The organism is Spirillospora sp. NPDC049024, from assembly GCF_040649235.1.
Classification (GTDB): Bacteria; Actinomycetota; Actinomycetes; order Streptosporangiales; family Streptosporangiaceae; genus Spirillospora.
The window spans coordinates 329,856-342,708 of sequence record NZ_JBEZFD010000004.1; the positions used below are offsets into that span (position 1 = coordinate 329,856).

At 72.0% G+C, this 12,853-nt stretch carries 8 protein-coding genes; 2 read left to right on the forward strand and 6 right to left on the reverse strand.

Translation table 11 applies throughout. The annotated features are described in order from the left end of the window. Positions 1-3 precede the first annotated feature (3 nt). Positions 4-2,412 (reverse strand): DUF6049 family protein, encoded by a 2,409-nt coding sequence (locus AB0C21_RS09690; protein WP_500203598.1) that lies wholly within the window; start codon positions 2,410-2,412, stop codon positions 4-6. Between the two features lie 247 nt (positions 2,413-2,659). After that, positions 2,660-3,199, reverse strand: coding sequence for an aminoacyl-tRNA deacylase (locus AB0C21_RS09695; protein ID WP_500203599.1), 540 nt, complete (start codon positions 3,197-3,199; stop codon positions 2,660-2,662). A 381-nt stretch (positions 3,200-3,580) separates the two neighbouring features. On the opposite strand from AB0C21_RS09695, the gene AB0C21_RS09700 reads away from it, so the two are divergent. Continuing rightward, complete coding sequence (locus AB0C21_RS09700; protein ID WP_500203600.1) at positions 3,581-5,059, forward strand: CCA tRNA nucleotidyltransferase; 1,479 nt, start codon at positions 3,581-3,583, stop codon at positions 5,057-5,059. Between the two features lie 20 nt (positions 5,060-5,079). Beyond that, positions 5,080-6,369, forward strand: coding sequence for an adenosylmethionine--8-amino-7-oxononanoate transaminase (locus AB0C21_RS09705; protein ID WP_500203601.1), 1,290 nt, complete (start codon positions 5,080-5,082; stop codon positions 6,367-6,369). On the opposite strand, the gene AB0C21_RS09710 is transcribed toward AB0C21_RS09705, so the two are convergent. The 4 genes from AB0C21_RS09710 to AB0C21_RS09725 all read right to left on the reverse strand — a co-directional run bounded on the left by AB0C21_RS09710 (position 6,366) and on the right by AB0C21_RS09725 (position 12,064). Beyond that, positions 6,366-8,003, reverse strand: coding sequence for an MFS transporter (locus AB0C21_RS09710; RefSeq protein ID WP_500203602.1), 1,638 nt, complete (start codon positions 8,001-8,003; stop codon positions 6,366-6,368). The two genes, AB0C21_RS09705 and AB0C21_RS09710, sit on opposite strands and share 4 nt — an antisense overlap. 247 nt (positions 8,004-8,250) lie before the next feature. Beyond that, on the reverse strand, positions 8,251-10,023 hold the full coding sequence (locus tag AB0C21_RS09715) for an ABC transporter substrate-binding protein (protein WP_500203603.1): 1,773 nt from the start codon (positions 10,021-10,023) through the stop codon (positions 8,251-8,253). A 260-nt stretch (positions 10,024-10,283) separates the two neighbouring features. After that, a complete protein-coding gene (locus tag AB0C21_RS09720) occupies positions 10,284-11,363 on the reverse strand; it encodes an inositol-3-phosphate synthase (RefSeq protein ID WP_500203604.1) in 1,080 nt (359 codons plus the stop codon). Between the two features lie 68 nt (positions 11,364-11,431). Further along, entirely contained in the window at positions 11,432-12,064 is a 633-nt protein-coding gene (locus AB0C21_RS09725) for a PadR family transcriptional regulator (RefSeq protein WP_149262795.1), read from the reverse strand. Positions 12,065-12,853 lie beyond the last annotated feature (789 nt).

Here is a 12,853-nt window from a genome sequence, read left to right on the forward strand (position 1 = left end):
ATGTCAACCGCCGTCTCGGCGGCGATGTTCGCCGCGCCCGGCGGCCTGCCCGTCGGCGGCGTTCCCGGGTACTGCGGCGGGGTCCTCGGGACGGGCGCCTGCGGGCCCTGCCCCGCGCCCGGTCCGCCCGTCGGCGCCGGCCCCTGAGGGCCCGGACCATGGGGCGGACGGCCCGGCGGGTACCCCTGCGCCCGGTATCCCTGTCCCTGGGGGCCCGGAGTACTCGGCGGTGGGTATGCCGGACCCTGAGAACCCGGGGCCGGGGAGCCCGCCCCCTGGTTCCCCTGTCCCTGTCGATCCCATTCCGGTCGACCCGTCACCGGCTGCCTCCGCTTTCCGGCGGCGCCTCGCTCTGATGCCCCGCACTCCGACGCCCACGAAGAGTACGGCAAGTCCGCCGCCGGTGATGAGCAGGGCGAGCCGCCCGTACCCGGTCACGGTGACCGTGATGGTCTCGCCGTCACCGTACGTCCGGCCGCCCGCGTCGGGAATCTGCAGATCGAGGCGGACGTCGAAGTTGCCGTTTCCGGCCGCCTGCGCCGGGATCCACCGCTGGGCCCGCTCCCCGGGCCCGAGCTCGATGACCGCGTCGTCGGGTTCCAGCCCTCCCAGCTGGAGCTTGGCGGTGTTCTTCGAGGTCACGACGAGCCTGACCTTCACCGCCTGGCCGGTCAGCCGGTTCTCGACCAGGACGGGGAGCCTGCCCGAGCTGCCCCCCATGAGCACGCGCCTGTTCTTCGGCGGGACGACGCGGACGAGCTGCATGTCGGCCCTGAGCTCGTCCTCCAGCTCCCTGCGGGCCCGTTTGGCGCGCCCCTGCGAGGACCTCCAGGCGACCGACTCCAGCCGCAGCACGGCGCGCTCGTAGGAGATCTTGACCGGGCCGGTCATCACGGCCTGGAACGTCGCCGCCCGCGTCGCGATGGCCCCGGTCTGGCGGAGGTGGACGTCGCCGAGCTCGTACTTCTCGTCGCTGTCGGAGTAGGCGCGGAGAGGGCGGTCCTGCGGCTGGGCGGCCTCGACCGAGCGCAGCGGGACCTCGCGCAGCCAGCCCGCGCCCTTGGTGTAGGTGAGCAGGTTCTTGGCGAGCCCGTCGGCGGGGTCCCAGTGCCGGTCGGGCGCGACGACGAGCGTCCGCGGGACGCTCGGCGCCTCCGCGGCGATCACCGCGGTCTCGGCGAGGAAGCGCTGCTCGCTCAGCAGCGCCCGGGACGCCGACCGCGACCCCTCGCCGAGGATCTGGGTGACCACCTGGTCGTAGACGAGCGCCTTCCTGACCCCGAGCTGCGTCTGGAGCGCGGTGGTCGCGTTCGGCTGCGCGCCCGACGGGGGGTTGTCGAACTGCGCGCTGCTCATCAGCAGCGACCCGCCGTCCTTCAGCGGGTACCTGGCGAGCGCCCCGAGCGTGTCCGGCCCGCCGAGGCCGGACGCCGGCCAGGCGATGCGCGCGTCGGGCCGGCGGCCGAGGACCTCCGCCACGAGGCTCGTGTTCCGCGCGTCGAACGCGATGCGGACGTCGCGGTTCATCTTGTGCCGGACGAGCGCCGTGATGTCGGCGTCGCCGTACGGGAGGACGAAGTAGGGATCGCCCTTGGAGGCGCTCTTCAGGGCCGTCAGCCACGTCGCCGCGACAGTGCTCTTCTCCTTGCGGACGGCCTTCCTGGCCCCGGGCGCCTTCACGTAGTAGGCGCCGGACGCCATCTGCCTGACGTCGTCCAGAAGCGCCGGGTCGATGGCCCACGTGACGGGCGTGTTGGTGGCGGCGGCCGCGTCCACGAGCCTGCGGAGCCGGCCGCCGGCCGCCAGCTCCTTGCTGAGGTCGTCGTCGATGAACGTGCGGTCGTTGGCACGGTGCATCCGGTCGATCAGCGGCAGTACCCAGCCGACCGCCACCGGCTTGAAGCTGCGCTGCTTCGGCATCAGCGTGAGGAAGGTCGTGAGGCCGCCGACGACCTGCTGCGCGGAGTTCACCACCTCGACGCGCATCGGGTAGACGCCGGGGGTGCCGACGGGTTCGCGGAGGCCCAGCTGCCGCGCGGTGGTCCGGAAGCTCCAGCCCTGGGTCACACCGGGCCTGGACGCCTGCGCGAGGGGCTGCTGCTGCGGGGCGACGTTGGGCAGCGCGGTCTGCTGCCCGGTCGCGAGCTGGTCGAGCTGGCTCCGGCTCGTCACGGGCTGGGCGCTGTAGCGCAGCCGCATGGTGAGGCCGGCCAGCGCGTGCTCGGTGCGGTTCCGCGCCGCCCCGGAAATCTCGATCTTCGATTTCGCGGTGACGGTCTTTGGGGTGATCTTGGTGAGCGCGAGCGCCACCTGCGCGCGCGCCTGGGTCGCCGCGGGGGCGCCGGCCGGGGCCTTGGCGGGGGTCCGCGCCCGGACGGCGGCGGGGGACGCCATGGCCGGGGAGGCCGCCATCGCGAGACAGGGCATTAGCGCGGCCAGCGCCAACGCGCGTCCGACCGCTTTCACGCCGTGTCCGCCCTCACGCCGGGCCCGTCCACGAACCGTCCGGCGACACGAGGACAGGCTGAGGACGGCGGGCGTTGATTTCCCGCACCACGGCCCCGATGGTAGTCCGTCGATGTTCATGGCGTTGCCCGGCGCGGCCCGCCCGCGGCGGTCCCGGAGGGGGCGTCCGGCGCCGCCGCGCCCGACGGGCGGCTCAGGTCGTCGCGTGGTCCAGGCCCGGCGCGGGTGCGGCGCCTCGCGGGGCCAGCAGGTCGGCGGGTTCCGCGCGGCAGAGGGAGTAGAGGACGTCGGCCTTGATGCCGAGCGCCGTGGACGCCTCCCCGGTAGCGGTGTAGACGATGTCGCTCGCGTGGGGCCCGTCCACGAGGCCGCGGTCGATCAGCAGGGGCATCGAGTCGGGCAGGAGCAGCGGGCAGACCAGGCCCGCGGCGTACTCGGTGACGGCGTTGACCACGTCCGCGTGCGCGTGCCGGACGCTGCGGGCACCGACGCCGCGCCGCACCGCCTCGGCGGACGGCCACCGCCCCGCCGGGACGATCGCCCCGGTCAGGAAGGACCGGCCGCGCGCCTCGCCCTCGCAGGAGTAGACGCGCGTCACCAGGCACCGGTCCGGCGGCAGGCCGAGGGCCCTGGGCAGTTCGTCGGCCCAGGTCATCGAGAGGGGCAGCCGCACGATCTCATGCGCCGTCTCCCACCCGAGCAGCGCGCGGTGGATGGTGAGAGCGTCCTTCATGTTCGGCTCCGTCCCGCGGGGGTCGACCCCGCTCATCCCCGGATCTGGTATCCCTGTGGCCTCGTGCTTCGCACACTTAGTGGGGAAAGCCCCCACATACCCGGAACAGCCGGTCTCATCCCTGGCGCACGGCACGCGGACCCTCTCGACGCGCCTCAACCGCACGTGCGGCGGACCGTGGCCCTTTTGGATCCCGCTACCGTTGTCGTACGGGAGGCTCACCGGGTCGCGCAGGGCGTCATCGGGGTGCCCGAAACGTAACCCGGGGATCGCGGCACGTGAAGGGCCCTGTCCTTCTTCGGCCCCGAAAAGACTTCCGCGCGGACCCCGGCGCTCGCCAGAAAGTCCTTTGTCAGCCCGTCAACCAAGGAAATACGCTCGATGGCCGTGCCTGACCAGAACGTGACCCCAGAGTCCTCGCGGCGCACCGCGATCGCCGAGCTGCTGCGCGGGATCGCGCCCGTCGCCGACGAGCTCGGCGCCCGGTTCGCGGCGGCCGGTCACGAGCTGGCGCTGGTCGGCGGGCCCGTCCGGGACGCGCTGCTGCGCCGTCCCACCAAGGACGTGGACCTGACCACCGACGCCCCGCCCGAGCGCACCCTGGAGATCATCCGCGGCTGGGCGGACGCGCACTGGACGATCGGGATCGAGTTCGGCACGGTCGGCCTGCGCAAGGACGGCGTCGAGCTGGAGATCACCACCTACCGCAGCGAGTCCTACGACCCGAAGTCCCGCAAGCCGGAGGTCTCCTACGGCACCTCCCTGGTGGAGGACCTGCGCCGCCGCGACTTCGCCGTCAACGCGATGGCGGCCCGGCTGCCCGGGCACGAGTTCGTCGACCCGTTCGGCGGCCTGACCGACCTGCAGCGCAAGGTGCTGCGGACGCCCGGCCGCCCGGAGGACTCCTTCAGCGACGACCCGCTCCGGATGATGCGCGCCGCCCGGTTCACCTCGCAGCTCGGCTTCACCGTCGCGCCCGACGTCGTCCGCGCGATGAAGGACATGGCCGGCCGCATCGAGATCGTGTCGGCCGAGCGCGTCCGCGACGAGCTGTCCAAGCTGCTCTGCGGCCGGTACCCGCGGCAGGGCCTGGCGCTGCTGGTCGACACCGGCCTCGCCGCGCACGTCCTGCCCGAGCTGCCGAAGCTGCGGCTGGAGATCGACGAGCACCACCGGCACAAGGACGTCTACGAGCACTCGCTGATCGTCCTGGAGCAGGCGATCGCGCAGGAGAAGGAGGGCCCCGACCTCGTGCTGCGGCTCGCGGCGCTGCTGCACGACATCGGCAAGCCGAAGACCCGCCGGTTCGAGCCGGGCGGGCGCGTCTCGTTCCACCACCACGAGGTCGTCGGCGCGAAGATGACCCGCAAGCGGCTGACCGCCCTGCGCTACCCGAAGGACGTCATCTCCGACGTCTCCCGCCTGGTGGAGCTGCACCTGCGGTTCCACGGCTACGGCACCGGCGAGTGGACGGACTCGGCCGTCCGCCGGTACGTCCGCGACGCCGGCCCCCTCCTGTCCCGCCTCCACAAGCTGACGCGCGCCGACTGCACGACCCGCAACAAGCGCAAGGCCGACCGGCTGCGCCGCACCTACGACGACCTGGAGGTGCGGATCGAGCGGCTGGCCGAAGAGGAGGAGCTGGCCGCGATCCGCCCGGAGATCGACGGCAACGAGATCCAGGAGATCCTCGGCATCGCGCCCGGCCCGCTCGTCGGCCGCGCCTACAAGTTCCTCCTCGAACTCCGCCTGGACCGCGGCATGATCGGCAAGGAGGCGGCGGCCGAGGAACTGCGCCGCTGGGCCGCCGCCGAGGGCGTCGGCGCCCCGGCCGCCGACCGCGAGGGGGACGGCGAGTGATCCCGCTTCAGCTGGGCCGTATGAGCCCCCGCGAGACCGAGCGGATGCTGGAGTTCGACCGGGAGCACATCTGGCACCCGTACGCGCCGATGCCGGCGGCGGCGCCCGCGCTGCCGGTCGTGTCGGCGAGCGGTGTGCGGCTCACCCTCGCGGACGGCACCGAGCTGATCGACGGCATGTCGTCGTGGTGGGCGGCCGTGCACGGCTACAACCACCCGAAGCTGAACGCGGCCGTCACCGGGCAGCTCGGCAAGATGGCGCACGTGATGTTCGGCGGGCTCACGCACCCGCCCGCCGTGCGGCTCGCCGAGCGGCTGGTCGAGATCACCCCCGAGCCGCTGACCAAGGTGTTCTTCGCCGACTCCGGTTCCGTCGGGGTCGAGGTCGCGATCAAGATGGCGCTGCAGTTCTGGCGCTCGCAGGGGCGGCCGGAGCGGCGCCGGCTCCTCACCGTCCGGGGCGGCTACCACGGCGACACGTTCGGCGACATGGCCGTCTGCGACCCGGTGAACGGGATGCACCACATGTTCACCGACGTCCTCGCCCAGCACGTCTTCGCGCCCCCGCCCCCGCTCGGCTACAGCGCCGACCCCGACGAGGCGTACCTGGACGGGCTCGCGGAGCTGGCCGCCGAGCACGCCGGCGAACTCGCCGCGATCATCGCGGAGCCGATCGTCCAGGGCGCCGGCGGCATGCGCTTCTACGCTCCCGAGTACCTCCAGGCCCTCCGCGACATCGCCGACGAGCACGGCCTGCTGCTGATCCTCGACGAGATCGCCACCGGCTTCGGCCGGACGGGCGAGCTGTGGGGCTGCGACCACGCCGAGGTCGTCCCCGACATCATGTGCCTCGGCAAGGCCCTGACCGGCGGCTACATGACGATGGCCGCGACCCTGTGCACCGACCGCGTCGCCGACGGCATCACCTCCGGCGAGGCGGGCGTGCTGATGCACGGCCCCACCTACATGGCCAACCCGCTGGCCGCGGCCGTCGCGTCCGCGTCCATCGACCTGCTGCTCTCGCGCGACTGGCGGGACGAGGTCGACACCATCGAGGCGGTCCTGACCAGCGAACTCGACGGCGCGGCCGACTTCCCCGGCGTGGCGGACGTCCGCGTCCTCGGCGCGATCGGCGTGGTCGAGGCGCGCGAGCCGGTGGACGTCCAGTCCGTGCAGGAGATCGCCATGGCGCACGGCGTGTGGCTGCGGCCCTTCGGCAAGCTCGTCTACACGATGCCGCCGTACGTGTGCACCGAGGACGAGGTCCACCACATCGCCGCCGCCCTCCAGGCCATCGCGGAGTCGCTCTAACGCAGCGCGTGTGCGGGGCCGCGCATGCGGGACGCCGCCGTCCAGTAGGCGACCGCGCCCACCCCGTAGGCGGCGACCACTCCGAGGAGGGTGACGCCGGCGCGGCCGTCAGCGGGCAGCCATGTCGCGGCAGCGGCGGCGGCAGCGGCGAACGTCGCGTTGAACAGCATGTCGTAGACGGCGAAGACCCGTCCCCGGTAGGCGTCCTCGATCGTCTCCTGCAACGTCGTGTCGACGCACAGCTTGACGCCCTGCGACACGACGCCGAGGAGGAAGGCGCCGGCCGCCCAGGGGCGCTCCGCGAACGGCATGCCCAGCGCGAGCAGGCCCACCGCCGCCCCGCCGAGCTGCCACGCCACCCACGCCTGCTTGCTGATGCGCCGCACCACCGGCGGGGTGATCAGCGCCGCCGCGAAGTACCCGGCGCCGGACACCCCCAGCATCAGCGCGAACGTCTCCAGCCCGCGGTCGGGGTCGCCGGCGAAGTGGTTGCGGCACAGCAGCAGCGTCATGATCAGGACGACGCCGTACAGGAACCGGTGGAACGAGATCGCGCCGAGCGCCAGCGCCGCCTGCGGCCGCCGCGCGATGTGCCGCGCCCCGTCCGCGAGCCCGCCCAGCACACCCCCCAGCACCTCGACGACCCGCGGCGCCTCGGACCCGCCCGCCCCGACCCCGCCGGACCCCGCCGACACGTCCGCCCGGCCCGACGCTTCCACCCGACCGGACACGTCTGCCTGGCCCGGCACTTCCGCCCCGTCCGCCATGGGCGTCCCCGCCCCAGCCGCGGCGTTCGACATGGGGGCGCCTGGGATGGGCGACGCGGCCGACACGGGCGTCTCGTGCCCGGGCGAGGCATCCGACACGGGTGTCGCGGAGCCGGGCGTCGCGTCCGGCATGGCCGTCTCCGACGCGGGTGACGTGTCCGACATCGCCACCCCGGGCACGGTCGCCGGGGTCGCCTCCGCCGCCGCTGGGGCAGTCGCTCGGGGTGCGACGTCCTCGGAAGTCCGGTGCGGGCCGAGGAGGCCCTTCGGCAGCGTCGTCGCGATCAGCCCCGCCAGCAGGAACAGCGCCGCCGCGACCACGAGGATCAGCGCCGTCCCGTCGTGCCCGGCGCCGAACACCCGCCGGAGGCCGTAGCCGGCGCCCGCCCCCGCGAACGCGATGATCGTCCCGGACGTGACCGTGAACGCGTTCGCCGTGACCAGCTGGTCGCGACGCACCACGTGCGGGAGCGCCGCCGACAGCGCGGCGAGGAAGAAGCGGTTCACGCCCAGCACGACGAGCACGCCGAGGAAGAAGCCGAGCCCGTCCTGCCCGCCCGCCACGAGCCCGGCGACGAGCAGCACGAGCAGCGCGCGCAGCACCGGCGTCCACACGAGGATCTGCCGCCGCCGCCACCGGTCGATGAACACCCCGGCGAACGGCCCGAGCGCCGAGTAGGGCAGCAGCGTCACCGCGAACGCGGCCGCCGCCTTGGCCGCCGTGGCCTGCCGCTCGGGCGAGAAGAACACGTATCCGGCGAGCGCCACCTGGAACACGCCGTCGGTCAGCTGCGAGGCGAGCCGGGTCCCGTAGAGACGCCGAAAATCCCGCCCCCGCAAGATCCCCCGCAACTCGCCCGCCCGCATCCGATCAGCGTATGTGCTGTTTTCAATGCATTTCTCTCCTCCTTCGGGCCTGGCGGCCCTCCATCGTCGAGAAACGCGGGCGATCGCTGGCATCGCTCCGTCTCGCCTTGCGGCTCGCTTCGCGATCAGGTTCTTGCTTCGCTCGAATCTGCCTTCGGACGCGATCGCGGCCAATGAGGCTGTTGCGTGGTTGCGGCGGTGGTTGAGGTCGGCGCGCTTGTGGGCGGCTTGGCGTCCTGCCTCCCGGCTACGCGATGAAGACCCTCGTGAAGTCGTAGCCCGCGGTGGTCGGGAGGAAGTAGGCGCCGTGGACGCGGGAGGAGCGGAAGGTGGTCTGGGCGCGGTCGAGGAGGGGGACGATCGCGGCGTCTTCCATGATCTTCCGGTCGGCCTGCTGCCAGTAGCCGGCCGCGCGCTGCGCGTCGGGGGCCGTGAGGGCGGCGTCGATGAGCGCGTTGACCTGCGGGTTGTCGTAGCCGCCGTAGTTGGTGGAGCCGGGGCCGTAGGCGCGCCCGTCGAAGAGCGGCTGGATGATCGAGCGGCCGTTGTTGCCGTACCAGTCGGGGACCCAGCCGGGGGCGGCGATGTCCCACTTGCCCTCGCGGGCGCGGGCGGGCGTGGTGAGGGTGCTGGAGTAGAAGGAGCCGCCCGAGTCGGGGGTCAGTTCCGTCTTGACCCCGCAGGCGTCGAGGTTCTCGGCGATGGACTGGGCGATGAGCTTGTGGACGCTGTTCGTCCGGTACGGGAACTTCAGCGTGATCCCGACGCGGTCGGCCTTGCCGAGCAGCTCGCGGCACTTGGCGGGGTCGCCGGACTCGTTGGGCGTCGGGTAGAGGTCGAGGGGCGCGTATCCGGAGTTCCCGGGCGGGATCACCGTGTGCAGCGGCTTCGCCACCGACGGCCCGCCGACGATCTTGATGAGGGCGCTGCGGTCGACGGCGTACTCCAGCGCCTGCCGGACCGCGCGGTCGCCGAGCGCGCCGCCGTTGCGGGGGCTGCGCGTGTTGAACACCAGGTACGGGCTGTTGTTCGGGGTCTCCCTGATCGCGAAGCGCGGGTCGTCCCGCAGCCGCGGGAGCGCCGACGTCGGGACGGGCTGGTCCCACGCGAGGTCGGCGGTGCCCTGCTCGATCTGCTGCTGGACGGTCTCCGGCGAGTCCTGGCCCAGCGTGATCTGGATCTTCGCGACATGCCGCTCGCGCAGCGGGTCCGAGCCCGCCTGCCACGCCGGGTTGTGGGTGAGGACGTAGGAGATGCCCGGCTTGTAGTCGGTGATCTGGTACGGCCCGTCGGAGATCGTGTGCTGCCGGAACTCGGCGCTGTCCGGGACGTACCGGTCGTACTCCTGCGGTGCGGCCGCGGCGACCGGCAGCGACAGCAGGTTGAGGAAGTCGCTGGCGGGGCGCTTCAGCTTGAACACCAGCGTCCGCTCGTCCTTGGCGCGGACGCCCTCGAACCCGTGCTCGCGCTGGTAGGCCGCGATCGCCTGGGCGTTCTTCGCGTCGACGGAGCCGTAGCCGCGGCAGAACGCGTCCATGCCCTTGAGCGTGGAGATGAAGTAGCCCTTGGCGGAGGACGGTGACGCGGGGTTGCAGAGGCGCTCGAAGCCGCGGACGAAGTCCTGGGCGGTCACCGGGCGGGGCGGTTTGGTGTTCCACCGGACGCCCTCGCGCAGCCGGACCGTGTACGTGCGGCGGTCCTTGCCGATGTCGCCGTTCTCGCGCGTCGGGATCCGCTCGGCGACGTCGGGCCGCACGGGGACCGTCTCCTGGAAGTCGTTGGACGCCCGGTTCCCGAACAGCGTGCGGGCGAACGTGCGGGCGAGCCCGTACGCGCCGACGCTGGCCACGGACGCGGGGTCGAGGTGCTCGACGTCGGACGAGCCGACGATCCGCAGCGTGCCGCCCTCGCGGGAGGCGCCCTCCGCCGTCGCACCGTCACCCCCTCCGGCGCATCCGGCGAGCCCCATCACAAGGCCCGTCAGCCCCGCCGTCACCTTGATCATCTCGCGTGCCGTCACGGTGTCACCTCACTGACTCGGAACCTGGCGCGCAGTAACCGGCGGTGTCACAGTAGGGCCAGAGCGTGACAAAGGGCCGGTACATCACCGTTTCTCTACAGAAGTAAGGACGCCCTGACAGTGGGGTGTCCACTGCCAGGGCGTCCTTTGGCGACTTTGTGATCAGGCTCTCAACGTTCCGCAAACCGCGTCCCACCTGGGAGACCGGCCCTTGAACCGCTGATGGGGAGGCGCTGACCGGCGCGTTGTCCCCCCGTGCTCTAGCGCTCGACCTCGCCGCGGATGAACTTCTCCACCGCGTCGTGCGCCTGGTCGTCGTTGTACTGCTCCGGGGGCGACTTCATGAAGTAGGAGCTGGCCGACAGGATCGGGCCGCCGATGCCGCGGTCCTTGGCGATCTTCGCGGCGCGGACGGCGTCGATGATGACGCCGGCGGAGTTCGGGGAGTCCCAGACCTCGAGCTTGTACTCCAGGTTGAGGGGGGTGTCGCCGAACGAGCGGCCCTCGAGCCGGACGTAGGCCCACTTGCGGTCGTCCAGCCACGGCACGTGGTCGGACGGGCCGATGTGCACGTCCGCCTTCGCCATCTCGTGCGGGATCTGCGAGGTGACCGACTGCGTCTTGGAGATCTTCTTGGACTGGAGCCGCTTGCGCTCCAGCATGTTCATGAAGTCCATGTTGCCGCCGAAGTTGAGCTGGTACGTGCGCAGCAGCTCGACCCCGCGGTCCTCGAACAGGCGGGCCATGACGCGGTGCGTGATGGTGGCGCCGACCTGGGACTTGATGTCGTCGCCGACGATCGGGACGCCCGCGTCGGTGAACTTCTGCGCCCAGTCGGGGTCGCTGGCGATGAACACCGGCAGCGCGTTCACGAACGCGACCTTGGCGTCGATCGCGCACTGGGCGTAGAAGCGGTCGGCCTCCTCGGAGCCCACCGGCAGGTACGACACCAGGACGTCGACCTCGGCGTCCTTCAGGGCCTGCACGACGTCGACCGGCTCGGCGTCCGACTCCTCGACCATGTCCAGGTAGTACTCGCCAAGGCCGTCGAAAGTGTGCCCGCGCTGGACGGTCACCCCGGTCGGAGGCACGTCGGCGAACTTGATCGTGTTGTTCTCGCTGGCGTGGATGGCCTCGGACAGGTCCATCCCGACCTTCTTGGCGTCCACGTCGAACGCCGCCACGAACTCGACGTCGCCCACGTGGTAGTCGCCGAACTGGACGTGCATCAGGCCGGGAACTCGCGTGTCGGGGGCCGCGTCCTTGTAGAACTCGACGCCCTGGACGAGCGAAGAGGCGCAGTTGCCCACACCCACGATGGCTACGCGCACCGAACCCATCCGGTTGCTCCTTCTCTTTTGCGGAACATGTGGTGTTTCACCCGCCCCCGAAGGCGCCGGGCCACTGGTCAGCGGCCCTCGTCCCGAGGCATGTCCTGGTCAATTCGCTTAGCTGACTGTGCTTGCTGTGCTTGCTGTTCCTGCTCGGCCCGCTCGCGCCCGATGAGCTCGTTGAGCCACCGGACCTCGCGCTCGACCGACTCCAGCCCGTGGTTCTGCAGCTCCAGGGTGTAGGAGTCGACACGCTCGCGGGTGCGCGCCAGGGCGGCGCGGACGCTCTCCAGGCGCTCCTCCAGCCGGCTGCGCCGGCCTTCGAGGATCCGCAGCCGGACGTCGGCGCGGGTGTGCGAGAAGAAGGCGAAGTGCACGCCGAACCCCTCGTCCTCCCACGAAGCCGGGCCGGCCTCGGTGAGGAGCTGCTGAAGGCGCTCCTTGCCGTCGGCGGTGAGCTTGTAAACGATCTTCGACCGGCGGCTCTGCAGCGCCAGCGGCGTGTTCGGCTCCTCCGGCCGGTCCTCCATGATCAGCCCGTTGGCCAGGAGCTGCTTGAGGCACGGGTAGAGCGAGCCGTACGAGAACGCGCGGAACATGCCCAGCAGGGTGTTGAGCCGCTTGCGCAGTTCGTAACCGTGCATCGGGGACTCGTGCAGCAGGCCGAGCACGGCGAGCTCCAGCACGCCCGCGCCCTTCTTGGCCGCCATCCCGAACCCTCTTCCGCAGAAGCCGATGTCTCGATCCGATGTATCGAGCGAATGTATCGGCTCGATACATCGACAAGATACGTACCCGGGGGGCCGCTGGCAAGTGGCGATCTAGCCGGGCCCCGGGCGGGGCGTCCTCGCAGGCCCGTAGCGCGAATGCGGAGATTTCAGGGTGTATGTGGTGGAAATGTGTCAAAGTTGCGTCCTGGAACCACCTGGCCGTGTCGCACGACCCCGATCCCGGGACGGCCCCGGGACGGCAGCCGAGTGAGGAGGATCCGCCGACCCCTCGGGGGCGCTGAGCGGCCGGGATGTCCCTCGCCGAGCACACGCTCCCCCGCTCACCAGCCCGCACAGTAATCTTCGGACGGCGCACGAGCCGCAACAAGGGCCGGGAGCCACCCGGCCCTCGGCAACAACCGTTGTCCCCTGTTGATGAGGTCGCGTGAGTAATCCAAGCCAGCCCCGACCGGAACCCGGGTCGCAGAGGCCGGGCGGGCACCAGAACCCCCGCCCCGGTGACTCCGGCGACCCCGGCTTCCCGGGCGTCCCCCGCGAGCCCGCCGGAACGAACCCCGCGGGCGCATCCGGCACGCCCCCGAACCCCGCCCCTCCGGGAACGGCGGAAGGGCCCGGTTTCATGGGCGGCCCGGGCGCGAGCCCCGGGCCGCTGGGCGGTGCCGCGCCGACCGCCTCCATGCCCGCGGTCCCGTCGAACCCGGTCCCGCCGTCCGCTGGACGCCATGCCGCCCCGAGCGGTCAGGGCGGCCCGGGCGGGACGCCCGGTCA